The 24,979-nt window shown below is 36.8% G+C and carries 21 protein-coding genes, 1 pseudogene and 1 riboswitch; of the genes and pseudogenes, 11 read left to right on the forward strand and 11 right to left on the reverse strand.

Annotated features, from left to right (window positions below; translation table 11 throughout):
• Window positions 1-21 precede the first annotated feature (21 nt).
• From feoB to QE429_RS20340, 4 genes are all read right to left on the reverse strand, one after another.
• Window positions 22-2,025: a ferrous iron transport protein B gene (gene feoB, locus QE429_RS20325; protein WP_307289637.1), complete on the reverse strand. Its 2,004-nt coding sequence runs from the start codon at window positions 2,023-2,025 to the stop codon at window positions 22-24.
• The gene (locus QE429_RS20330; RefSeq protein ID WP_307289639.1) at window positions 2,025-2,249 is read right to left on the reverse strand and encodes a FeoA family protein; all 225 of its coding nucleotides are present in this window, start codon (window positions 2,247-2,249) and stop codon (window positions 2,025-2,027) included. The genes feoB and QE429_RS20330 overlap by 1 nt, the downstream gene beginning before the upstream one ends.
• A 157-nt stretch (window positions 2,250-2,406) precedes the next feature.
• Entirely contained in the window at window positions 2,407-2,628 is a 222-nt protein-coding gene (locus QE429_RS20335) for an energy-coupled thiamine transporter ThiT (protein ID WP_373463212.1), read from the reverse strand.
• 13 nt (window positions 2,629-2,641) lie between these two features.
• Window positions 2,642-2,986: an energy-coupled thiamine transporter ThiT gene (locus QE429_RS20340; protein ID WP_307289640.1), complete on the reverse strand. Its 345-nt coding sequence runs from the start codon at window positions 2,984-2,986 to the stop codon at window positions 2,642-2,644.
• An 88-nt stretch (window positions 2,987-3,074) separates the two neighbouring features.
• A riboswitch (TPP riboswitch) is annotated at window positions 3,075-3,181 on the reverse strand.
• A gap of 199 nt (window positions 3,182-3,380) precedes the next feature.
• Here QE429_RS20340 and QE429_RS20345 point away from each other — a divergent pair.
• Both QE429_RS20345 and QE429_RS20350 read left to right on the forward strand, forming a co-directional pair.
• Complete coding sequence (locus tag QE429_RS20345; protein ID WP_307289641.1) at window positions 3,381-4,505, forward strand: histidine kinase N-terminal domain-containing protein; 1,125 nt, start codon at window positions 3,381-3,383, stop codon at window positions 4,503-4,505.
• A 136-nt stretch (window positions 4,506-4,641) separates the two neighbouring features.
• Window positions 4,642-5,199, forward strand: coding sequence for a GNAT family N-acetyltransferase (locus QE429_RS20350; RefSeq protein ID WP_307289642.1), 558 nt, complete (start codon window positions 4,642-4,644; stop codon window positions 5,197-5,199).
• Here QE429_RS20350 and QE429_RS20355 read toward each other — a convergent pair.
• Both QE429_RS20355 and QE429_RS20360 read right to left on the reverse strand, forming a co-directional pair.
• On the reverse strand, window positions 5,192-5,689 hold the full coding sequence (locus QE429_RS20355; RefSeq protein ID WP_307289643.1) for a hypothetical protein: 498 nt from the start codon (window positions 5,687-5,689) through the stop codon (window positions 5,192-5,194). The genes QE429_RS20350 and QE429_RS20355 overlap by 8 nt on opposite strands.
• The gene (locus QE429_RS20360) at window positions 5,686-6,153 is read right to left on the reverse strand and encodes a hypothetical protein (RefSeq protein WP_307289645.1); all 468 of its coding nucleotides are present in this window, start codon (window positions 6,151-6,153) and stop codon (window positions 5,686-5,688) included. Before QE429_RS20360 ends, QE429_RS20355 begins: the two co-directional genes overlap by 4 nt.
• 211 nt (window positions 6,154-6,364) lie before the next feature.
• On the opposite strand from QE429_RS20360, the gene QE429_RS20365 reads away from it, so the two are divergent.
• The 4 genes from QE429_RS20365 to QE429_RS20380 all read left to right on the forward strand — a co-directional run bounded on the left by QE429_RS20365 (window position 6,365) and on the right by QE429_RS20380 (window position 9,968).
• Entirely contained in the window at window positions 6,365-7,675 is a 1,311-nt protein-coding gene (locus QE429_RS20365; protein ID WP_307289647.1) for a hemolysin family protein, read from the forward strand.
• Window positions 7,676-7,825: 150 nt separating this feature from the next.
• Window positions 7,826-8,260 carry a MerR family transcriptional regulator gene (locus QE429_RS20370; RefSeq protein ID WP_307289649.1) on the forward strand — a complete coding sequence of 145 codons (435 nt, stop codon included), beginning with the start codon at window positions 7,826-7,828 and terminating at the stop codon, window positions 8,258-8,260.
• Window positions 8,261-8,321: 61 nt separating this feature from the next.
• Window positions 8,322-9,674, forward strand: coding sequence for a hemolysin family protein (locus QE429_RS20375; RefSeq protein WP_307289651.1), 1,353 nt, complete (start codon window positions 8,322-8,324; stop codon window positions 9,672-9,674).
• 108 nt (window positions 9,675-9,782) lie between these two features.
• Window positions 9,783-9,968: a hypothetical protein gene (locus tag QE429_RS20380; protein WP_307289653.1), complete on the forward strand. Its 186-nt coding sequence runs from the start codon at window positions 9,783-9,785 to the stop codon at window positions 9,966-9,968.
• 263 nt (window positions 9,969-10,231) lie between these two features.
• On the opposite strand, the gene QE429_RS20385 is transcribed toward QE429_RS20380, so the two are convergent.
• Complete coding sequence (locus tag QE429_RS20385) at window positions 10,232-10,528, reverse strand: hypothetical protein (RefSeq protein ID WP_307289655.1); 297 nt, start codon at window positions 10,526-10,528, stop codon at window positions 10,232-10,234.
• A gap of 289 nt (window positions 10,529-10,817) precedes the next feature.
• Between QE429_RS20385 and QE429_RS20390 the strand changes: the two genes are divergently transcribed.
• Window positions 10,818-11,129, forward strand: a complete 312-nt coding sequence (locus tag QE429_RS20390) for a HesB/YadR/YfhF family protein (protein ID WP_307289656.1) — start codon at window positions 10,818-10,820, stop codon at window positions 11,127-11,129.
• A 55-nt stretch (window positions 11,130-11,184) separates the two neighbouring features.
• Here the strand turns inward: QE429_RS20390 and QE429_RS20395 are convergent, their stop codons facing one another.
• The gene (locus QE429_RS20395; protein WP_307289658.1) at window positions 11,185-11,733 is read right to left on the reverse strand and encodes a hypothetical protein; all 549 of its coding nucleotides are present in this window, start codon (window positions 11,731-11,733) and stop codon (window positions 11,185-11,187) included.
• A gap of 515 nt (window positions 11,734-12,248) precedes the next feature.
• Between QE429_RS20395 and QE429_RS20400 the strand changes: the two genes are divergently transcribed.
• Window positions 12,249-12,935, forward strand: coding sequence for a DUF3939 domain-containing protein (locus QE429_RS20400; RefSeq protein WP_307289660.1), 687 nt, complete (start codon window positions 12,249-12,251; stop codon window positions 12,933-12,935).
• Window positions 12,936-12,966: 31 nt separating this feature from the next.
• Here the strand turns inward: QE429_RS20400 and QE429_RS20405 are convergent, their stop codons facing one another.
• The gene (locus tag QE429_RS20405; protein ID WP_307289662.1) at window positions 12,967-19,782 is read right to left on the reverse strand and encodes a DUF4350 domain-containing protein; all 6,816 of its coding nucleotides are present in this window, start codon (window positions 19,780-19,782) and stop codon (window positions 12,967-12,969) included.
• A gap of 283 nt (window positions 19,783-20,065) precedes the next feature.
• Here QE429_RS20405 and QE429_RS20410 point away from each other — a divergent pair, with 283 nt between their 5' ends.
• The 3 genes from QE429_RS20410 (at window position 20,066) to QE429_RS20420 (ending at window position 23,143) form a co-directional block, all read left to right on the forward strand.
• A complete protein-coding gene (locus QE429_RS20410; protein ID WP_307289664.1) occupies window positions 20,066-21,262 on the forward strand; it encodes a HupE/UreJ family protein in 1,197 nt (398 codons plus the stop codon).
• A gap of 120 nt (window positions 21,263-21,382) precedes the next feature.
• On the forward strand, window positions 21,383-22,639 hold the full coding sequence (locus QE429_RS20415) for a DUF445 domain-containing protein (RefSeq protein WP_307289665.1): 1,257 nt from the start codon (window positions 21,383-21,385) through the stop codon (window positions 22,637-22,639).
• A gap of 138 nt (window positions 22,640-22,777) precedes the next feature.
• On the forward strand, window positions 22,778-23,143 hold the full coding sequence (locus QE429_RS20420) for a cytochrome-c oxidase (RefSeq protein ID WP_307289666.1): 366 nt from the start codon (window positions 22,778-22,780) through the stop codon (window positions 23,141-23,143).
• A 65-nt stretch (window positions 23,144-23,208) separates the two neighbouring features.
• On the opposite strand, the pseudogene QE429_RS20425 reads toward QE429_RS20420, so the two are convergent.
• Together QE429_RS20425 and QE429_RS20430 are read right to left on the reverse strand one after the other, a co-directional pair.
• Window positions 23,209-24,058: pseudogene (locus QE429_RS20425) on the reverse strand (TIGR03943 family putative permease subunit).
• A gap of 12 nt (window positions 24,059-24,070) precedes the next feature.
• On the reverse strand, window positions 24,071-24,955 hold the full coding sequence (locus QE429_RS20430) for a permease (protein WP_307289669.1): 885 nt from the start codon (window positions 24,953-24,955) through the stop codon (window positions 24,071-24,073).
• Between the last annotated feature and the right edge of the window lie 24 nt (window positions 24,956-24,979).

A 24,979-nucleotide genomic window follows, 5' to 3' on the forward strand; every position in this document is an offset into this window, starting at 1 on the left:
AGCTTTCACCTCTTTTTAGATTTAACCAATCCCCAACAGCTTTCCACCTTGGTAAATGATTAATGACAATACATAGGCAATCACAAAAGCATAGATCATAGAGAAAGCTGTCCATTTTTTGGAGCTAGTTTCTTTGTAAATAGTAGCTACTGTTGCTAAGCATGGAATATAAAGCAAAATGAAAACCATGAAACTATAGGCAGCAAGCGGTGTATAATAATTCGCCAGTAATGCTTGCAATCCAGCATCATTCGGAACAAAATAAATGATATTCATCGTTGAGATGATGGCTTCTTTTGCTAGAAATCCAGTAATTAAGGAAGCTGAAGCCTGCCATGTTCCAAAACCAATAGGATCAAATATTGGAGCGATGATATTTCCGATTGCAGCTAGAAAACTATGATCCATATCTACATTTAATCCTTTAGGACCCACATAAGATAAGAGCCAAATAAATACTGAGCCTGCAAAGATAAATGTTCCAGCTTTTCTGACAAATCCTTTTCCCTTATCCCATGTACTTCTCCAAAGCGATTGGAATTGTGGCAGCCTATACGGTGGCAGTTCAATGACAAACAATGACGTTTCAGATTTTAATAGGGTAGTAGAGAATATTTTTGCTAAAACTAAAGCAACAACGATTCCAAGAACATATAGACTTAATACAACAAATGCTTTATGTGCTGCAAAAAATGCCCCAACAAATAAAGCGTACACTGGTAATCGCGCGGAACAAGACATTAAGGGTGTGAGCAGGATCGTTAACAAACGCTCACGTGGTGTTTCAATTGTTCGTGCGGCCATAATCCCAGGTACATTACAACCAAAACCAATCATCATCGGTATGAAAGCTTTTCCGTTAAGTCCAACCGATTCCATAATTCGGTCCATTACTAATGCTACACGAGCCATGTATCCAGAATCCTCTAATAACGAAATGAAAAAGAAGAGAATAAAAATTTGTGGAACAAACACAAGAACGCCGCCCACACCTGCTACTAAGCCTTCAATAATCAATGCATGGATAAAAGCCGATGCATGAATGGCCTCTAACACTTTCTCAAATCCGGCTGTTACTGGGCCTGTCAATAAACCATCTAAAGCATCCGATAATGGGGTTCCCAACCAATCAAACGTTAACATAAACATAAAATACATTAAAAGTAAAAAGATCGGCATACCTAAAAATCGATTGGTAACAATACTATCAATTTTTTCAGTCAAAGGGATAACTGTGTCACTTTTCCTAGCAACTTCACCAACAATTTTTTCAATAACTTCTTTTCTTTTTAAATATATATAGTTTGTTACCGATTTAAAATCCGTTTGTTTTTGTAACTCCGACTCCAATTTATATAAAATTGCTTCGAGCTTTTGTGTATTGGCTAAACTATTAACATAGTTTTTTACATACTCGTTACCTTCTAAGTATTGAATAGCCAGGAAGCGTATAGAGTGAGTTGTTTTCCCCGTTAATTCTCCAGAAAATGCTGTAATAGCTTCCTCTATCTCTTTACCGTAATACGTTAGATTTTTTTTCATCGGTTGAATGGATTTTGTCGATATGACATCGACTAGCTGATCGCAACCTTTTCCGCTTCTTGCCACAACTGGTACCACGGGCACACCAAGAATATCTGACAGCTTCATGTAATCAATTTGAATTCCCCTCTTATTAGCTACGTCTATCATATTAAGGCCAATAAGCGCAGGCTTTTCAAATTCAAGCAATTGGAGTGTAAGGTGAAGATTTCGCTCCAATTGAGAGGCATCTAATATATTCAGTAAACGATCCACTGATTCATTTAAAAAGAAGGATGTGACAACCCCTTCATCTTTTGACAACGGATTAAGCGTATATACTCCAGGTAGATCAATTAAATGACCTATATTTTTCTTAAATACTCCAACCTTCTTTTCAACCGTTACACCGCTCCAGTTCCCAACATATTCATAGGAGCCTGTTAAGTTATTAAACAATGATGTTTTCCCTGTATTTGGGTTACCTATTAGAGCAATTTCCATTAGATTCTTTCCACCTCAATCTGAACGGCTTCCTTGCGGCGAATGCCAACACATTGTCCGCAGGACTCAATCATAATCGGTCCTCCAAATGGCATTACGCATTTTACGCATACTTCAGAACCTTCAGTGATACCTAAATCCAATAGCCTTCTTTGAACTAGGTGACCAACATGAGAAAGATCTAATATTTTACCTTTATCTCCTGCTTTTAACGAACCGAACATGTATATCACCCTATCTATGTTAATTGAGAATGATTATCTTTCTATATTGTCATTTTAACACTTTTTTAGGGTAATAAGCATATTAAATTTGACAAAGTTTCGAAAAAAATTAATTAAAAAAAGGAAAAGCTACTGGTCTTTTCCTTTTTTAATAAGCTTATTTAAATAATCTCTTTGGTAATGCACTAATTACAAGGATAATAATAATGGCACTAATGATAAAGCTTGGAAGCATGTACGTTCCATTGTATAAAAGGGAGTACACAGCGACTGGTTGCCCTTTTGGAGCATATTCTCCAAAAAACACAATGCCCGAAACTACATGGCAGAAGTAACGAAGGAGACTTCCTATGAATGCTCCCAGTACCACAAAGGTCATCCACTTCCCTTTGTTACTCGCATTCAGGCCATTTTTTATTTGTGCTGCAAAAACACCCGCAAAGCCTAACAACAGTAAAAGCAATAAAGTAATCAATAATTCCTTGAAGGATTGTATAAATTTGTGAATAGCCAAGGATAAACTGTAATAATCCCAGCAAGAATCCAGTTAAAACTCCACCTTTACCCCCCCAGCGATATGCCATTAGAAAAACGGGTACCATAGCAATGGAAATTGAACCACCTTGCGGCCAAATTTTAAATGAAAGGATATTACCTACATAATCCAATAAATAGGCTAGCGCGGTAAATACCGCTACTTCTGTAATAAAAAGCGTATTGCTACTGTTCTTGCTCATTTTTTAAAAATCCCCCTTTGTTTTCTCTATCAATAAAAAAAATCCACAAAAAAAAGCAATGCAAACTAAGGAATGTCTGCATTGCTTTGCTATCGGCAAACCACATCCCTACGCTAGTGTTAACTAACAGGTTCATAGGGTCAGAACTCTACCGTTCACTCTCAGCCGCCCGAGGCAGCTCCCCTTGTGGAAATATTCTATTGTTTCCATTAAAATATACTACTGTTCTCCTATTTTTACAAGAACAATCTCCTTGTAGACCATTGGGCGAAACACCTAAATAGTAATAGAAATTATTGGTAAATATTTTTTATTCAATTTTTTAGAGGATTTTCCCTATTACCCTCGAATTAACTTGTTAAGCAGTTTTGTAAATACTATAGGGGGAAAAAAGATGTTTACCGGAGAACAAACGGAATTAGTTGCTTTTTTTCAACAAAATAAAGAGAAGCTGGTACAAGAATGGGAAAATTCCATTGTAATCAATCACAAGGACCCCTTTAAGATGAAAATCAGGGAAAATGGGGAAGCCCTTCTTAACGTAATCCTTACAATGCATAAAGTCTCTAATGATGAACTTTTAGAAATCATTAAAAAGATTGCAATAGAAGTGTCAGAAGAACGGGTACTAGCTCATATTAATATTGGTGATTTTGTCTATAATGTAAATCTTGGTCGTACCATTCTTTATGGTTATTTGAGTAAGACAGGTATCTCCTGGTCGGATTTACAGGAATCCATAAATAAGATAAATTTTTGTTTTGATAAATTTTTATATTATGCCGTTTCCCACTACTCGGAAGCAAAAAATAAAATTATTGAAGAAAAGACGATGTTTATTGATTCAACACATCAAGATCGGTTAACACTTCTTGGTCAAATGACATCAAGCTTTATCCACGAATTTAGAAATCCACTTACCTCTGTTCAAGGATTTATTCAGTTACTTAAAGCTGATTATCCAAACATGAGATATCTAGATATCATTTCAAGTGAGTTAGACCAACTAAACTTTAGAATTTCCCAGTTCCTTTTACTTTCAAAAAAGGAGCTCATCGGAAAGGAAAAAATTGACTTCAAATTAAATCAACTGATTGATGAGGTATTAAATTTCCTATATCCAAGTATTTTAGATGGTAAAGTGAAGATAAAAAGAGATCTAAGTAAAGATTTTACATTGAACGGGTATGCCGATGAAATCAGGCAAGTCTTTATTAATATCATTTTTAATGCCATCGATGTATTAAACCACCATGAAGTTGATACACCGACAATAGAGATCAGCAGCTGGGTTGAAAATAACGAGCAGATAAAAATCAATATTTCAAATAATGGGCCTGCCATACCGGCAGAATTAAGTAAAACCATTTTTGAACCCTTCTTTACAACAAAAAAATTAGGTACGGGGCTTGGTTTATTTGTTTGTAAGGAAATTATTGAAAAACATAAAGGAGAATTAACATGTGATTCTTCTTTTGATAAGACTACTTTTTCAATATGCCTACCTGTACTTTCTTAAAAGATAAAACATCGTGTATCCATTTAAATCCCACTTTCCAAAAGCCAGGGATTTTTTTATTTCCCCAACTATATACATCTTCCGAAATAAAACCATTTTGCATATGATGTACTAAAAATTGGGGGAGACTCGGGATATGTTTACATTAAAGGTTGATAATGAAATTGAACTTCAATTGTTTCAACACCATCACGCATTAAATCTTTATCATTTAGTTGAAAAAAATCGCGAGCATTTACGAGAGTGGATGCCTTGGGTGGACACGATGAATTCTCCTTATCAATTTGAGACTATCATCCCAATTTGGCTTAATCAATTTGCAGAAAATATCGGATTCAATGTAGGTATCCTTTATAAGGGAGAACTTGTTGGCTCCATTGGTCTTCATCAAATAGATTGGCATAACAAAACCGTTAGTATTGGTTATTATCTTGCCAGAACAGCAGAAGGGCATGGAATTATGACACGCTCTGTTCAAGCCTTATTAAACTATGCATTCTTTGATTTAGGCCTTAACCGTGTTGAGATTCGCTGTGGGGTGAATAATAAAAAAAGTCGTGCGATTCCCGAAAGGCTTGGTTTTAAAAAGGAAGGTACGATTAGAGACGGTGAACAATTATACGGCCGTTATCATGATCTTATCTGTTACGGCATGCTTGCACGTGACTGGAATGGAATTTCCTTTATTAAGTAGCTTCTTTTGTAGATTGATTTACTTTTAAAAAAAGACTGAACAAAACAATTTGGGAAATTGGATAAAAAGGCAAGGAATAAAAAATCATATACCCTGCCCTATAATGATAAACACCAAGAATATGTGCAAACCATTCGAGAGAAATCCCTATAATCGACCAAAAGAGAACATAGGTAAAGAAATACCTAAAGTGAATGTTAAATCTAACCCAAATATAAATAAAAAAATATGAGGAAGGGCCGAACATAGTGTAGGAAAAAAAATCAATCAATTGAAAGGATGAGTTATCATTTACATTATAAAAATTGAATGGTTCTATACTAATGGTGTGATCGAAAAAGAAACCAACAAAAATGCCAAATAAAACTAAAAAAACATTTATATTAAATGAAAACTGTTTTTTAAAAATAAAAATGGCCCCGAAACCAATTATGTTCATTATTACAACAAACCATTCATTTTGATTGAAGGAATGATCATATATTGTCATAATTGTTCCTCCCTTTCATATTTTTCCAGAAACTTTAGAACATTAACCAAAATCACAAAAAAACCTAAGTAAAGAAACACAGATAAGGATAAGTTCCAATTTATATAGTACAAAAGCTTCGTTTTTAAGGCTGTTAACTCTATTAGAAAAAAGGTAGCTAACATTCCTATAATAAGGAGCACTCTTATTGAATCTTTTTTTATTTGTTTATACAAATTAAGATAGATTAAGAAGAGAAGCGGATATACCAAATCACGATAAAGAATAAATGCGAAAAATCCTTCTTTTTCATGGGTATATTCGATTAAGTTTTTATCTAATGATAAAATGGTCATTGAATTAATTAACAGCATTGAAATTATAAAGAACATTGATAACTGATTTACTAAAGAGATTTTTTTGGGTTGGTATGTATAAATCGCTGCTAAAATTAATGTTAAAATTCCTGAAAGAAATATAATCATTTAGCCCTCTCTAGACATGAAAAGTTTTTTTTATTATTCCACACTGTAAAAAATATACTCAAACACCAAATTTACTGGTGTTTTTTATTCTTTCAAGATTAGTGAAACAATAATTTAAGCTTATACTCAATTAGAAATAAGGACTTGAGGTTATAATGATAGAAAAGAATTTGTAAGTGAGGTGGCACCCCTTACACTTGTAAGGTTAGATATGATTGGGATCAACGTTGGAATAATTGTTATCCTAGTTGCTTTTACCGCATTTTTCGTTTCTTCTGAATTTGCAATGGTAAAGGTACGTACAACAAGAATTGATCAACTAGTTGCAGAAGGCAATAAAAAAGCGGAGAAAGCAAAAAAAATCCTGTCTAACTTAGATGGATATTTATCAGCTACCCAAGTAGGAATTACCATCACTTCATTAATACTTGGCTGGCTGGGTGAACCAACCGTGAGAGTAATATTAAGACCCATCTTTCATTTGATACAATTGCCCTTTTCAATAAAGCAAATTATCTCATTTATCATTGCCTTTGCTGTCATCACTTTTTTTAATGTTGTGGTAGGCGAACTCGCCCCCAAAACATTTGCGATTCAAAAAGCGGAACAAATCATCATACTGTTTGCACCTGCTCTTATTCTGTTTTATAAACTAATGTATCCTTTTATCTGGGCACTCAATCGATCCGCCCGCTTTGTAACAGGTCTATTTGGAATTGAACCCATTTCTGATCAAGACATGGTCTTATCTGAAGAGGAACTTAGGATGATTCTTTCCCAAAGCTATGAAAGCGGTGAAATTAATCAATCCGAATACCGCTATATGAACCGAATTTTTGAATTTGATAATCGTATTGCTAAAGAAATTATGGTACCAAGGACAGAAGTAGTAACACTGTCTAAAGATGCATGTATGGAGGAAATTATCAATATCGTTAAGGAGGAAAAATATACAAGATACCCCTTAATAGATGGAGATAAGGACAATATTTTAGGGGTTGTAAATATCAAAGAAGTTTTAACCGATTGCATTCAGCAAAAATGTAATGGCAAGGAACCTCTACTTCCCTATTTAAAACCAGTCATACATGTGATTGAAACGATTCCAATCCAAGAACTATTAGTGAAACTGCAAAAAAACAGAAGTCATATGGCGATATTATCAGATGAGTATGGTGGAACTGCCGGAATTGTTACAGTAGAAGATATTCTTGAAGAAATCGTGGGAGAAATTAGAGATGAATTTGATTTGGACGAGCTTCCACTTATTCAGAAAAAAGGCGAAGATGACTTTATTCTCGACGGTAAAGTATTGATTAGTGAGGTAAATGACCTTTTAGGAACCACCTTAGAAGAAGAAGAGGTTGATACGATAGGAGGCTGGTTCTTAACTCAAAAGTTCGATGTACATGAAGGAGATACCATTGAAGTTGATGATTTTGTTTTTCGAATTAAAGAAATTGAAGGTCATCATATACTATATATAGAAGTAAAAAAGACACCAACGTCTCCTTCATCATAGGAGGCGTTTTCATTTTAATTATTTTTATTTACCTTGATTTATTTATTCATAATTATATTGCATTACCATAAAATGTTGATAATAACTGCTTACTAACCAGAACGTTTGACTGTATAGTTTAAATTCTTTATAATTATTATAATTTTAATTATGTTGAGGTGGTATGATGGGGCTGTCTATCGTATTGGTGAAATAGCTGAAATAGCTCATGTGTCAAAAAGAACAATTGACTATTACACGTCTATTGGCTTATTAAAAGCAGAACGATCAAAGTCAAATTACCGTATTTATTCGGATGAATCATTAGAGGATTTAAAATTTATAGAAGAATGCAAGAATCTGCACTATCCATTAGATGAGATTAGAAGAAAGCTAGAAATGAGAAAAGCAAAAAATATTCGTGAAACAGAAGTGGATCAACATGTTAGTGCTGTTACACAGCAGATGAAGCAGCTACACAGTGATTTATTTGATCTCATTCCAGTCCTTGATAATTTGGATGAACATCAAAAAGAATCATTGGTGAGCAATTTGAGTCTGCTAAGAAACGCACTTAAAACATCCCTTATGAAAGTAACGAGCTAATTTTTTCAAAAAACTGGGAGGTGACTCCTTACTCGTGTAACAACGGGATAAGGGAACTTATTTGGACATATTTAACTTGGTTATTATAGCCATTTTAATTGCTTTAACTGCTTTTTTTGTAACTTCAGAATTTGCCATAGTAAAAATTAGAAGTTCGAGGATTGACCAGTTAATCGAGGAAGGAAGTTCGAAGGCTGTTTCTGCCAAAAAGGTAATTTCGAACTTGGATGAATATCTTTCTGCCTGTCAGTTAGGAATTACGATAACTGCCTTAGGTTTAGGTTGGATTGGGGAATCAACCATTGAACACTTGCTGAGTCCCCTTTTTCAGAAAATAAACATTCCTGAGAGTGCAACGCAAGTGTTATCTGTTGGAATTGCGTTTGCTGCCATTACATTTTTGCATGTAGTGGTCGGAGAACTCGCACCTAAAACATTAGCCATACAAAAGGCTGAATTAATTACCTTGATTGTGTCACGTCCGCTTATCCTTTTTTATAAAATCATGTACCCTTTTATTTGGGTATTAAATGGGTCAGCACGGGTTGTTTCCAGCATGTTTGGTCTGAAACCTGTCTCTGAGAACGAGATTGCCCATACAGAGGAAGAACTTCGGATTATCCTATCTGAAAGCTATAAAAGTGGTGAAATTAACCAATCCGAGTTTAAGTATGTAAATAAAATATTTGAGTTTGATAATCGAATTGCTAAAGAAATCATGGTTCCAAGAACAGAAATGGTTTCTTTATCTAAGGATGACTCATTAGAGACCTTCCTTCAGGTTCTCCGTGAAGAAAAATTCACCAGGTATCCTATTATTGATGGTGATAAAGATCATATTATTGGTCTCGTCAATATAAAAGAAGTAATGACAGATTTAATCGGAAATGAAAACCTATCATCTCAAACTTTAGAAAACTATACACGCCCAATTATTAGAGTTATAGAAACCATTCCTATCCATGACTTGCTTGTCAAAATGCAAAAAGATCGTGTTCATATGGCCATTTTAATGGATGAATATGGCGGTACTTCAGGTCTTGTAACAGTTGAGGATATTCTTGAAGAAATCGTTGGCGAAATCCGCGACGAGTTTGATATGGATGAAATTCCAGAGATTCGTAAAATAAAAGAAAATCATTATATTATTGACTCTAAGGTATTAGTATCTGAGGTTAATGATTTGTTAGGTATAGAAATTAATGATGAAGATGTAGATACAATTGGCGGCTGGATTCTAACCGAGAATTATGAAGCAAAAGAAGGAGACACCATAATTCATGATGGTTTTATCTTTAAAATACTAGATATGGAGGAACACCATATCAAATATATTGAAGTAACCAAAAGCGCCAATGAGGACGAAACTGTTGTTCAGAACATGGCACTACCTAACTCTCAAGTATTATCTTAATTAATGTAAAGACCGAAATAATCGGTCTTTTTTTATTATACCTTGGACATATAACCAAGCAATTTACCTTCCCTTACATATAGTAATGGTAAGAAGGAGGGATGAAAAATGAACCATGTATCTGTTTTATTTTTAGCTTGTATTCTGGCTGGATTTGCCCTAATTAAAGTGGCTACAACAGCAGCATTTTTATCAAGCCTGTCATCATTCATTGTTATTGTTGGTGCACTAGTAGTTTTAGTTTTTGCTCTTGCAATCATTTACCAAGGTCTTAAATCGCTAACTAAATTGTAAACGCTTCAAAAATACAATAAAAAAAGATCAGATGGCAGGATATCTGATCTTTTTCTTCTTTTTTATATGGCTGCGTTAAACTTGCCTGTTGATTTCCTCTCCAGGCACTTCGCTTTCCGTGGGTGTTTCGGGGAGCCTTCTCGGAGAAACGCGCCTGTGGGGTCTCCCCTGAACCATACTACCACAGGAGTCTTCGTGCCTTTCGCTCCAATCAACAGGGTGTAATATCAACACAATACTTTAACCCAGCCTTTCATATAAAATTATCTATCTTTTAGAATAATTAAGTCCTCTTCCGCTCTGGCTATTTTAACTAAATGCGAATCAAGCCTGCGGTTAATATGTTGAATTTCTTTACTCTGTATTTCTTCAATACGTTGCAGTGAATCTTTAATATCTGAAAGGTCAATTTGATTGACCTCTACCCTATGTTCAATGCTATCCATCTTTTCTAGTCTAGAAAGTCTTTTTTCAATATTATCTAAGGTTGAATTAAATGTATATATTAAACTTTTGATATCCATGATACTTTCAGTTAATTTCTCAAGTTCCTTCTCCATCTTCAAAACTCCTTTTCTTTTTAATTTTCTTTTCTTTTATTTTAACACCCTTTCCATTATCAACATGTTACAAAAACGGTAACAAATGAAGAGAGGAATCACATGTGAACAATTTGAATCAAAAGAGTGAACATTTTATTAAATACATATTCAGTTACTCAGTTATCGTGAATTTTATCACATGCAAAATTCAAGAAAAGTTATACTCTTTCAATATAGGAGAAAGGCAATAATAGCCCTGTTCTCCAAGTTAAGAGTGAAATCAACTAGGAAAAGGTTGGTGTTAGTTATGTTCATTTCAATCGATGAAAAAGCTACTTCATGGTTTAGCAAGGAATTCGACTTTAATAAACCATTCAGCATTCGGATGTTTCCTCAATATGCTGGATTTGGTGAGAAGAATAAAGGCTATAGTCTTGCTTTTGCTGCTGAGAAACCGGCAAACGCAGGTTATGTACAAGAACTAAATGGGATTACCTTTTTTGTTGAGGGGAACGATGTTTGGTTTTTTGAAGATACAAAAACCTTTCTATCAGTTGATGATGGAATGAATGAAATTCACATTACATTCACTGAAGAAAATAAAGCCGCTATTAATTGATTATAAAAAAGGTATCCACATTAAAAAAGTGGATACCTTTTCCTTGTATTATATTTTAGTTAACTTGTTTGTCTAAGCTTGGTGCCATTAATTTTGCACCTTCAAATACCGTTTTCAGCTTCTCTTCCCCTTGTGCAAACGTTGCATCTGCTGCATCTAAGGATGGTGCATCCTTTTTCAGTTCATCTGCTTTTGCTTGGTAAGATGCCGCATAATCCTTAACAGCTGCCTCAAGATCAGCTTTTTGATCCTTCAATGTCTCTGGGATTTGAACACTAGTTAAATCAGCCGCAACAGCCGCTGCCGCTTCACTTGCTTTTGCTTTCTCCTCAGGAGTTGGTGCATCCTCAGGCTTAGCGTCAGGTGCCGCTGCCTTTGCTGCTTTAGCCACATAGGCATTTAAATCTCCATCTTTAGCATTAATTCTCTTTCCAAGATCCATATAGAATTTAACTAATTCTTTTTTCACATCTACTTTAGGTGCTTCTGTTTCTTTAGTTACTTCTTTCTTTTCAGTAGTTTTTGTTTCATCAGAGCTTGAACAAGCAGCAAGCCCGATCGCCATTGTTACTGCTGATACTAGTAATAAAAACTTTTTCTTCATGTGTTATTCCCCCAACTTCTTTTTTTCTATTGTTGATTCTACAACAATTTATCAGACGAAGAAAGATTTAAAAGGTTACAAAAAAAATTTGTTTTTTTTAAAATTAAGGCTTTGTTAAAGAACAGTGTTGATTTATACATCCTGTTGATTGGAGCGGAAGGCACGAAGACTCCTCGAAAATGCTATCGCATTTCCTTCGTGCGTGGGAGAATTCAAGATGCAGTTCAATGTCCTGTGGGAGTATGGTTCAAGGGAGACCCGCAGACGCTTGCGTCGAGGAGGCTCGCCGAAACACCCACGAACCGCTCGTGCCTGGAGCGGATATCAACAGGCACGTTTAACAGAGCCTAAATTAATGATATTTTAATCTTTTAATGCAGGTTTTTCTTTTCAGAAAATTAGCAATTAATTGTTAACTTTCTTACTATAATATCTATAATTGTATATAATAAACTTGACATTATAAATCATTGTATTTCAGGGACGAGGCTAATTTATAATGAGGAGGTTTCTGAATGCGACAGAAATATCTATCCAAAATCATGATTTTTATTATTGCTCTTTCAATTGCAGGTTATGTCGGTTATCGGTTAGGGGATTTATTAGACTTTCGTTATAATGTTGCCCCTGTGTTTACTATTCTTGGCACAAGTTTCGGACTAGGTATCGGAGGATTTACTGTTTATTCATTGGTTCGTAGATATTTTCAGCCACACTTACCTAAAAGTGTGGTACCAAAAAAGACCGAAGAAAAGAAACAAACCTATCCTGTCATTGAGGTTAGTATTGATGAGGTTCGTAAAGCAGTGAGGTCATTTTCGAATCATTTACCTAAGGGTGTTTACCGCACCATTCTTGTACAAGAGGATAACAGTATTGACTTTACCCAACTGACTTCCATCCTAGGGGGCATTCCATCAAAGAAGTTTTATATGTCAAAGGAGACATATGATTTATTCGAAGAAAACGAAAAGCATATTCCAATTGAAATGGATATCGTCCAAAAAGCCGTGGACCAATATGTAAAGGACCATAAAGAATATCCTATGCTGCCTTTTGATCCTCATCACAGAGTAAATTATTATCAGTTATTACAAGATCACTATATAAAGAAAGCCCCTGAGACTCAATTTTATATCACAGATCTTGATGGATTAATCACAAATAAACAGCCACAAAAAAAGAACTCCTCTCATTCATGAGAGGAGTTCTTCTGTTGGAATGGTCTTGTAATTATTGAATCCAAGCTCCATCTTTTCCAACTTTGTACTTTCCAATTGTTGTATTGGAAGCCATATGTCCATCACTGTACAGGTAGTACCACTTGTTATTTACAAGGACCCATCCAGTTTGCATTTCACCTTTACCATTCATGTAATACCATTTGCTGTTTGAAAGAACCCATGCATTTGATTTCATTACACCATTGGCATCGACAAAATACCACTTACCGCTAGTTAGTACCCATGCATTGGTTAACATTGCTCCATTGCCACCAACATAGTACCACTTACCGTTAGTTAATACCCATGCGTTGGTTAACATTTCACCATTTGCTCCCACGTAGTACCACTTACCGCTAGTTAGTACCCATGCATTGGTTAACATTACTCCATCTTTTCCAACATAGTACCATTTTCCAGATGTTTGAACCCAAGTATTCTTTGTAATAGCACCTTTGTCATTGTAGAAATACCAGTGACCATTTTCAAATACCCATCCAGTCTTTACTTCAGGTTTTTCAACTGTTTTGCTAACTGTTACTTCTGTTGCTGCACTTACGTTGCCTGCAGCATCTTCTGCTGTTACAGAAATCTTCGTTCCTGCTACTTGCTTTTCAATTGTGATTGTAAATTTGCCTTCTGCATCAGCTGTTGCTGTACCGATTTCTTGGCCATTTACTTTTGCTACTACTTTTGCTCCTGCTTCAGTTGTACCCTTAACTTCTACATCTTGATCTGTTACTCCATTTACCACTGGAGCTTCTGGGGCTGTTGTATCAGGTACTACTGTTGCTGTTACTGTTACTTCTGTTGCTGCACTTACGTTGCCTGCAGCATCTTCTGCTGTAACAGAAATCTTTGTTCCTGCTAATTGTTTTGCAATAGCAATTGTAAATTTGCCCTCTGCATCAGCTGTTGCTGTACCGATTTCTTGGCCATTTACTTTTGCTACAACTGTTGCTCCTGCTTCAGTTGTACCCTTAACTTCTACATCTTGATCTGTTACTCCATTTACCACTGGAGCTTCTGGGGCTGTTGTATCAGGTACTACTGTTGCTGTTACTGTTACTTCTGTTGCTGTACTTACGTTTCCTGCAGCATCTGTCGCTGTAACAGAAATCTTTGTTCCTGCTAATTGTTTTGCAATAGCAATTGTAAATTTGCCCTCTGCATCAGCTGTTGCTGTACCGATTTCTTGGCCATTTACTTTTGCTACAACTGTTGCTCCTGCTTCAGTTGTACCCTTAACTTCTACATCTTTATCTGTTACTCCATTTACTACTGGAGCTTCTGGGGCTGTTGTATCAGGTACTACTGTTGCTGTTACTGTTACTTCTGTTGCTGCACTTACGTTGCCTGCAGCATCTTCTGCTGTTACAGAAATCTTCGTTCCTGCTGCTTGCTTTTCAATTGTGATTGTAAATTTGCCTTCTGCATCAGCTGTTGCTGTTCCGATTTCTTGGCCACTTACTTTTGCTACTACTTTTGCTCCTGCTTCAGTTGTACCCTTAACTTCTACATCTTTATCTGTTACTCCATTTACTACTGGAGCTTCTGGGGCTGTTGTATCAGGAGCCCTCGTTCCTACTAGCTCTCTTGTATCTCTTACACGGATACGAGTACCCTGTGCAAATGCACCAGATAATCCTACCGCTTCTAAAGTGTCACCTTTTTCAAGAGCTGGTACTGGGACATTCGATTGATTCACAATGTAACCATCTGTAAATACTAGTACATCACCAGAACCGTCGTTGATCACGTAAGAGTTCTCGTCAAACTTAGAAACCACGGTACCTTTCACCTTTACTAGGAAACCTTGGTTAGCAGCTGAAGTCGCTTCACCTGTAGGGACTAGTTTTGGTTGTAACGGAACACCTGTGCCAGTTTTAATGACATCTTTTTCAAAACTTGTAAACTCTAACTCAATGTTGTTATCAAACTTCTTAATATGGCCATATACACGGACTTTATCGCCTGGTTTTAGTGCACCATCTGGAATTTCTAGATATGCCATGATACCGCCTGTTTCATCTTGGAGGTTGAATGCGTCGAAGAATACGCCGGATCCAGTTGTAACTGTTCCTTCCACTACTACATCCGTGTCTTCTGCTAATTTGCGAGCATCAGCGATCTTCGTCACTTTGGTTTCACGGTTCGCTAACCAGTTGATGGAGTTTAGCGCTAATTCATCATTGCCTTTTGGCGCAAATGCTTCATCCATTTGTTTGTCATTAAAGAAGTTCATACCCGTAACGATGATACGTCCCTTATCGCCGATTTCTTCTGAGGCAATTAATGGAATGGCTGAACCGCCTGTTTCATCAGATACAGCGTCATATGTGTATCCACCCTTGATATTACCCTGATAGGTGGTTTCGTTACCTTTTCCTAGAATGACTAATTTATCATTTGGTACTAATGGTTGATTATTAGGACCCGATAAGCTAGCACCGCTGAAATATTCTACAATGGAAGCTCTATCTGTAACATAGTTAGAGACTAAACCTAGATGAACCCGTACCGCCCAAGGGCTTACTGCTGGATCGGACCAGAAGTTTCCTGCTTTACTATCATCAAAGACACCATCGTTGTTCATACGAATGCCAGAGCCTAAATCTGAAAGTAGGGCGTTATTGATGGTTGAGTCGACACTCTTGTTGGCCTTACCAGCCATTAATAGAGAACCACCATTATTTACAAACGTTGTTACTGCTGCTCTTTCATCCGCCGTCAATGCTGAGCCATGTGTAAATACTAATACTTTCACACCGCTTAATACTGCATCGGTTATTGCTACTTTATTTTCTGTAACAGTATATCCTTCTTTTTGAAGCATTAATGTGAAGGCTTTTAAGTTATCCTTGTATGTTCCGCTATCACCCGTTGTGTTTTCGTTACCGTGGGCCGCGTCGATTACTACTTTAATGCCAAGCGGTTCTTTAATCTTTACCGCATATTCAAATTTCACCGTACCAATATCTAGACCATCTAACGAAGTAACAACCGCAATCAATTTGTGATCGCCAACTAACGGGCTATTCCAAGTTGCCGTTGCTGTCGCTGAGCCTTTGGATAGAATTGATGAGATATTGTTTGTTCCAATAAAGTTCGCTTCTTTTACTTCATCATAATAGAAGTCAACTTTAAGATTTGAGATTGTTTGTGTACCATTGTTAGCCACTGTTGCTACTAATTTAGCTGGGTTGCCGCCAACGATGACACCGCCATCTACGTCAATGCTGTTTACCTTTACATCAACTGTCTCTTCTTTAGACCAAATTGGAGAAGAGTAGATTCTTTCGCCATCCATTTGGGTTACTTTTATCACGAACCATTGCTGGCCGCCTGTAACTGTGTAAGATGGAGACCATGTGAAATCTTTTGTCATTGGTGTAATGGAATCGACTACCTTCCCACCATTTGTGATTAATTCTACCTTAGCAATTCTGTCATCAGACTTATATGAAGTTGGAAGATAGTTATAGTCACTATCGTTATGTGCTTCAGCCACTAAGTCACTACCAGAAACATTAAAGTTTAATTTTTTGCTATCTACTGTTGAACCCATGTAGTAACCATTTGCTAATACATCTAGCGTGAAGTTTGGATCTTCTTCCATGTACACACGCATATTACGCATAGAATGTAATAAAGATTCCTGCGTTAGGTTATCTGCAACGATAACGGTACGTGCATTGATTTGTCCCCAAGTTCCTTCGTGGTTATCTTCTCCATAGGTAGGAGCCACGTGCCAGCCTAAATCTAATGCAGAGTAGAATTTACCTTCTGCATTGGCATAGCCATAGTGTCCAGAACCATTACCCACTTCTAACATCGTAAATAACTTATCTACGTCTTTATTGTAAGGCTTGAAGTTATTAAATGCGTTTGTAGACATATCAGGATGGTTGAATTGACCTACGATATCGTCATATGTCATAACCCATGCATAGTACTGATTTAAGTCTTGGTATTGCTTACCGTTGATATTTCTGTCGATAAAATTATCTGAACCAAAGATATTAGAATGACCCCATGTAGTAGAAGTCATTTCGAATGCTGGGAATACAACATAATCACTTTTTGTATATTCCTTAGCAAGATCTTTTGTCAGCTGCCATTGTGCGCCACCAGAACGTTCTGGTACAGAAGCACCTGATGCTGTTTTACGTTCAACTGTATCTGTGCCTAATTTTTCAGGGTCAATATCATGTGAGTGGTCTGAGAATGCAAACCAATCGTAATGATGCGCTTTACCTGCTTTTAAAGCATCTTCAGGTGTTCCAGCACCGTCGTGAGAAATATTCGTATGGTTGTGTGTTGTACCACGGTAGTGATTACCACCTGTAAAACGTGGGACTACTTCGAATGTCCATTGTTTCTCAGTCAGGTTGCCTTTTACATCCTTTGCAGAAACCTTCACTGTGTGCACGCCAAGTTCAAGATCCGTTTCAGGTGTATATTTTACTTGTGATTTGCTGATTGTTGCTGCCGGTGCTGTTAACGGTGTTCCGTCTAAGGAGAACTGAACAGTTGTTTCATCCACACCGCTTGGATCGTTGATTAATGCTGAGATTTCAGGTGTCGGACTTTCAACCTTTGTTGTGTCCTGTGGTGTCATACCTGTAATTTCAGGACCAAAAGTGTCTTCAACTAATGTGACAGCAAATGGTTCTGTGCTAGAGCCAGCTGTTTTGATTTGACCAGCTGCTGTTGCTTCAATGTAATAGTCAAATCCATCTTGAGGCACATTCGCCGCCTCTAATGTCACTGTGTAACGTCCTTGACTGCCTTTTACCATTTGAAGTGCAGTGTATTGGCTTGTGCCTTTTGCACGATAGTAGACAACGACTGATTCTGCGCCGTCAGCATTAGCTGCAAATTCTACACTTGCACCTTTGTATACTTGTGTTATCGGTGTATGTGTTACTGCTAAAACTGGTGCAATATCCTTCACGTCACGTGGATATAGTTGGTATCCATTTGTCGCTGACGCATTGGTTGTATACTGACCTAAGACACCTGTTACGGTGTAGCTCTTACCTGTTTCAAGGTCTGTGTCAGGTTTAATACCAGTTGGGCTCATAACCCTTAGCGTCGTTGTTTTATTGTTTTCATCTACAAATGTTACGTTGTAGTTTGGAGGCGTGCTTGCTGTAGCAGATACTTTCCCAGTAACCGTTACAAGGCTGCCTTCTAGTGGTTCTGCCACTGCGTACGTATTTAAATCAAGAATTGTTAAGCTTTTTGGAACAGGAATCGCATTTCCTTCACTAACTTTCATAATTGAAGTCGGTTCAAATTCAGTTAAACCGTTATAGTAAAGTACTTTACCTGTCATTTTTAGCTTGTCACCTTTAGCCACTTTAAAAGCAGTGTCTAAAGAAGAACTAAAGATGTTGATTCCTGCTGTATCGTCTTGAAGGTAGAAGTTTTGTTTTTGTGTTCCAAGGATTTGATTATCAACCGTTGCTACCCCTTCAATTGTAAAGGATTTGCTTAGGTTGACAGGTTGTCCTTTTGAATCAGATACACGAACGTCTGCAATTTTCGAAACTACAGAAGTGTCCGCTTTTGTAACAGAAACAGCGGCACTTTCAAGCATGATTCCTTTTGCAGAGTTTGTAATTTGTGTTACATACACTGTATCCGGAGCATTGTTGATTGTAACGGAGAAATCTCCTCCTGTGCTTGCTTTTACTTCTTGTGTATTTAATCTTTCAGCTGGTGTGGCTGTGTTGTTTGGATATACATTGATCACAGCATTTGTTGCCGCTGCGCCAGCGTTACCGATTAGCGTTCCCACACCGTTTGTGACTACATAGCTTAGTTTTGCTTGTTGAACAGATGCACTTGCAATAGCTGCATCGATTTGGATTGGCGCACTTTCCGCTAATCCTGATTGTGTTGCAGCTACATAGACAGGTGCTACGTTTTTATCAAGATTAATGCTAAAAGAGCCATCCGTTCCCGCTGTGCCTGAACCGATTGCTGTTCCTTTGGATACGCTTTCATATACCTTAATTGTAGAACCCGCTTCCGCTGCATCAGCGTTACCTACTAATTTTGCTGAAGTGTCATTTTTATCTAATTGAATGTTAAGACCTTTTGGTTGCAAGCTTGTTACCGGAACCATTGGATCTTCGGTCGGGCTTGCTGTGTTACGAGGTGCTGCAACAGGTCCTGTATAAAAATCTGCTGCGTTATCGTCCGTGTCCCACGCATTTCCTTTTCCAGGAGAAGGGTCTACGTTTGCGTATGGTCTACGCTGTGCACTATTTGTATTAGAAGTCGCTTTTGCTGCTCCTAATCCTTCATAAGAATCAGCGCCGCCAACTCCTACAAAATCAACCGTTCCTGCAGGTTTCGCACCAGATGCTGCTGTTGTTTTATCCTTAAATAAAGCAATCTTTGCATCTGATCCAGACATCGCAATAGAACCTGAGGCATCCGGAGTAGGAAGATCCACACCGCTTGCGCCACCTGCTTGAGAAATTAGGTAGTAGCCGTGTGCCTTAATGGTTCCCTTTAAAACCGTAGGTGTCCAACTAGTGCCTGCTTTGGAGGCATACTGGACGGACCAGCCTTCAAGTGAAACATCTTGATCTGTTGGATTGTATAACTCAATAAAGTCCTTATTATATGGAGCGGCATTCGTTCCCGTGCCATTACCTCCACCGCCAAAATACTGAGAAATAACGACATGATCAGCCTGCTCAGCATGAGCTTTGCCAATTAAACCACTTGGCAAAAAGGTGCTGATCAATAGAAGCGCTGCCATGAACGTGCTTGTCCAACGCTTAAACTTCATCTTCCTTGCCTTCATTCACTTACCACCTTTTTTGTGAATTTTTGAAATATATGTATGAAGGCCATCACATATTATAGGTCTTCTTTCATATACTACTCTTTCATTCTACAAAATTTTCAATCTGAAAGATATAAATTTTTTGTAAATTTACTATATAAATATTTAATAAATCTTTTCATAAAATCTATACAAAATCGGGGAAAATGTGATTATATTAAGGGTAAATGCATTTCATTTTTCTAATTGGAAAATTCGGGAAATTATTTCAAAATAACTTTAATAAGGAGCGTGAGCCCTGTTGCCAAATACCGACAAATTGCAACGAAGGTTGAATGTCAGACATCTAACCTTGATAGTACTTATTTTCTCACTTATTACCTGTCTCTCATTCCCTTCGACATCGTCAGCACATGCCTATAGTGCAAGTTATACACAAATAACAATCGATAAACAAAAAACTGAAATAGTCTTCTCAATTGATACTTTATCCATACTCGAACTAGCTCCAAAGATTGACAAAAATAAAAATTTCGTCCTTGAAAAATCCGAAATCAAGACAAATAAGCATCAGCTCGAAGAACTACTTACCGAAGGTCTTACGCTCGATAAAGGCAATAAAGAACAAACACCCACGATCGAAAAAATGAAAATCGTCAAAAAAGAAAACAAGGAATTTCTTTCTACTTATATAAGCTTCCCTACTGTTTCTCCTGGGGAAACAATCGTTTTTAACGATGGATTTTATTTTAATGACACGGCGACCAACTATGTAGATCTCATTTCAGCCTCAATCATGGGAGAAACCAGTGAAGCTGTTTTACAGGGAAAAGAGCGCACATGGACGATTCTAGTCAATGAGGTTCAGCAAGAACAAGGACAAGAGCAAACCGTACAGCCGAATACTAGCCAGGATCAGCCGCAGTCGACAGCACCTGCTAAAGAAACATCGACTACTTCTTGGGTATCTTTTTTAAAGCTCGGAGCTCTGCATATTCTAACGGGTTATGATCATCTATTATTCTTGCTTGCCTTGCTGTTAAGAAAACAAACCTTCAAACAATATGCAGGAATTGTAACCGCCTTCACGATTGCCCATAGTATTACACTTAGTTTGGCAACGTTAGGCTGGGTGACCGTGCCATCCAAGTTTGTCGAAGCCACCATCGCCTTTAGTATTTGCTATGTGGCCATCGAGAATATTTTTAGAAAAGAAATCCGCCATCGCTGGAGCATCACCTTCCTATTCGGTTTAATTCATGGACTAGGATTTGCGACTTTGTTAAAAGAAATGGCGATTCCCAAAAGCCACCTAGCCGTTGCCTTACTCAATTTCAACTTAGGGATAGAGTTCGTTCAACTTTTAATTGTATTATTGCTATTACCTCTTCTAATGTTTATTCAGAAGAAGAAACTACATGGAAAAGTAGTCCAAATAGGCTCTATAATCATTACACTGTTAGGCGCATTTTGGTTTATAGAGAGAATATTTTCTTAAAAATAGGTGTTTTCACTTCCAATTTATACAATCCTGTATGAATCGGAAGTTTTTTTTTGCCTTTTTTTCTGCTAAATTGAGATAATAGCATTAGAATACAATTTATAAAGGGGTACAGAAATGCCAAAACAGAAAAATAAATCTCAGCATTTAGCTACTATTTCTCTTGCTGTGATGGGAGTGGGTTTTATAGCTACCCTGCCATTACAGCATTCTATATGGGGTATGATTCTACAGGGAGGATTCGAAGCTGGACTAGTAGGTGGTTTAGCTGACTGGTTCGCTGTTACTGCTTTATTTAGACATCCATTAGGTCTTCCCATTCCACATACAGCTTTATTGCCGAAAAATCGAAAAAGAATCATCGCAGGGATTATCTCTATGTTAGAAAATGACTGGTTAACGAAAGAGAGCATTCGCAACAAAATTGAAACGATTCCCTTTACAGAAAAACTATTTGGACTTATTCATAAGGAAATCACTTCTCAAGGTGTAAAGGAAAATCTCTTAAAGCTTATTCAACATCTCATTCAGAAAGTAGATAGTAAAAAAATTGCTCCATTGATTGAAAACGAGATTAAAGGCTATCTAAACAAATTAGATAGTAAAGATTATCTTCCCCTATTGATCGATCAAGTAATGGTCAGGAAGTATGATGAAAAAACACTTGATTATATTTTAAAAGAAATAGATGAATGGGCCCAAAAGGATAGCACGAAATATAAGCTCGGCGGGATGGCAGTAGACGCAGTAGAAAACATTAAAGCAGATGGATTTATGCAGTTTGCTTTAAAATCCTTTAGCAGTCTTGTAAACGAAGAAAAGTTAGGAAATATTATTCAAAACCTAATTTTAAAAGGCGTAGATAGCTATCGTGATCCTTTTAATCAAAATAGACAAGGTTTACTCAGCCATATTCACATCAAACTGCAATCAATAAAAGATGATGAAAAGTTGTATGGAGAATTAAATAACCTTAAAACCCATTTAATTGATAAGTGGGAACCACAAGATCAGATTACTGATTTATTAAATCAATTAAAGAAAAGGGCCCTAGATTTTGTTGCCGATCCCACTTTCTTCGATGACTACCTACTCCCTCTTATAAAGAATGGTCTTGACCAAATTGAGGAAAATCCTGAAAAAATTGATCAGCTTGAAGGTTGGATCAAGACACAAATTTCTACTTTTGTAGATAATAATCATGCGAAGATTGGCAAGCTGGTGGAAGAAAATTTAGAAAAACTCGATGATAAAACCATTACTAAGATGGTGGAAACTAATGTCGGAAAGGACCTTCAATGGATTCGAGTAAACGGAGCTGTATGCGGGTTTCTAATTGGACTGGTATTAGTAGGAATTAAAGCTTTCTTTTAAACAAAAGCAACCTTAAACGGTTGCTTTTTATTTTCCCTCTAAAACCTTCTTTGTCCCTATAAATCAATGTTCTAGTTCACATTTTTAACACATATTTACTACTGTAAGCATTATTTTTAGGTAAAAGGGGGTAGGAAAATGGGCATAAAGTTAATAAAAATTTCTGTCTGCTATTTTGTCATTGGTGTTTGTTTAGGTATGTATATGTCAATGACTGAGAATTTTGATTTCACTCCTGTACACGTCCATATTAACTTGTTAGGATGGACGGCCATGACTCTTGCTGGTCTTATTTATGTAGCTTTTCCAGGTGCTGCAGAAACAACTTTAGCAAAGGTTCATTTTTGGCTTCATAACATTGCACTCCCCATCATGATGATCGGTTTAGCTTTCTTAATTTCTGGTGTGGATGCCGCAGGGCCAGCTGTTGCTACCGGTGGAACCTTAATGGTTTTAGGTGTCATTATTTTCGCCATTAACGTCCTTAAAAACGTGAAGAACTAATATTTTTCTTATACTTCTTCCTATAAAATGAACAAGAGGTTGACTCTAGTATGAGTCAACCTCTCTTAATATCCTCTGAAAACATATTGTTCTTTTGGAGCAGTGGTTTTTGACCACTCTTTCACCTTTAGATAAGGAATGTTCATTTTAAAGGGTTGGTAATAGATTGTAGATACTTCACCTTTTACACTGATCCACTCATCATCTTTTAATTTGGTTCCCTTCGGCATGTCTACAAGCATCCCAAACACTCCTGAGTCCGCGATACAGTGAATGACACCAAAGCGAAAAACAAATAGCTGATTTTTATCAATCGTTTCACTATCATTAAACACAAAACCTTTAAACTCAATTTCCTTCCCTAGGAAGTCACCTGAATAATTATAAATGGTTTCCATTGCTCTTAAATAATTTTGATCATTAATGACAATCGAATCTTGATTAATGTACTTCTTTTTTTCTTTTTTCATTAATGCATCGTAATCATCTTTTCCATAATACACGCTGGTATCCGGACGCAGGAATTGCTGCTGCATAAACGAATCCCCTTTCCTCTTCATCATAAATAGGAAAGTGGAAACCTTTCGCCTTTACAATATTACTATCGAGCGTTGCGATCGGGAAAAATAAACCCGAAATAATAGGGAACAAAAATATTGGGTAAATGAAAAGCTTTTTGTACCATTTATCCTCTGAAGCATGGTTATGTCCACAATGTTCATGGCTGCATCCGTGATCCTCTGTTTTATCTTTGTTCAGCATAAAAATTTGCACGATAGTTAACACCAACAAGGCATAGCCCGCAGTTGCAGATAGATAGGAGTATTTCATATTAATATACTTATTAATATCTCCCGTGATATGCAAATGAAATAGAAAATAGGTAAATCCAATGAGTATTAAACTTCTTATCATATAAATCACTCCTTAAAACAATAAAGAGTATAGAAAAACAGTAATTGTTACACCGGTCACAATCATGAATACTAATCGTTTTTTAAAGGTTGCTAACATCATCATTAAATTTTTTATATCAATCATTGGTCCAAATACTAAAAAGGCCAATAAAGAACCAGTAGAAAAAGTTGTTCTAAAGGATGATGCGATAAACGCATCAGCTTCTGAACATAGAGATAGAATGAAAGAAAGTGCCATCATTACGAAAGAAGAAGATACAGGGCCTTGTCCGATAGATACAAGTGTAGAAGTTTTAACATAGGTTTGTACGGCTGCAGCTATTAATGAGCCGATAATCAAGTATTTCCCCATTGAGAAAAACTCTTCTACTGCATGTTCTAGCGTTTGCCAAATCTTCTTTAACCAGCTTTTCTCTCGATGAACGTGATGGTGATGAAATTGTTCTTTAAATGGTGACCCCTTATAGCGGTAGGCAATAAATGTTCCCACTAAAATGGATACAACGATGGCTCCAATTGCACGATAAAGCGCAATTTTCCAATCACTTCCAAATGCGATAAACGTCGCAAAAAGCACAACTGGATTTATAATGGGTGCTGATAACATAAAGGCAACCCCGGCTGAAATAGGTACCCCTTTAGAAACTAACCGACTTACGATTGGAACAATCCCACATTCACATGATGGAAATAAGATTCCTAGAAAACACGCAAAAATAACAGCAAGAATCTTATTTTTAGGCATGATCTTTGCTATCATTTCTTCAGTAACAAATATTTGTATGATACCAGAAATTAAAACTCCCAATGTGACAAACGGCAGGGCTTCAATAAGGATAGAGATAAAAATTGTATTCATTTGATAAAATGATTGCGGTAATGTTATTCCAAACATCATCGTCCTCCTATTACCCATAAT

It is taken from the genome of Bacillus sp. SORGH_AS_0510, from assembly GCF_030818775.1.
Taxonomy (GTDB): domain Bacteria; phylum Bacillota; class Bacilli; order Bacillales; family Cytobacillaceae; genus Neobacillus.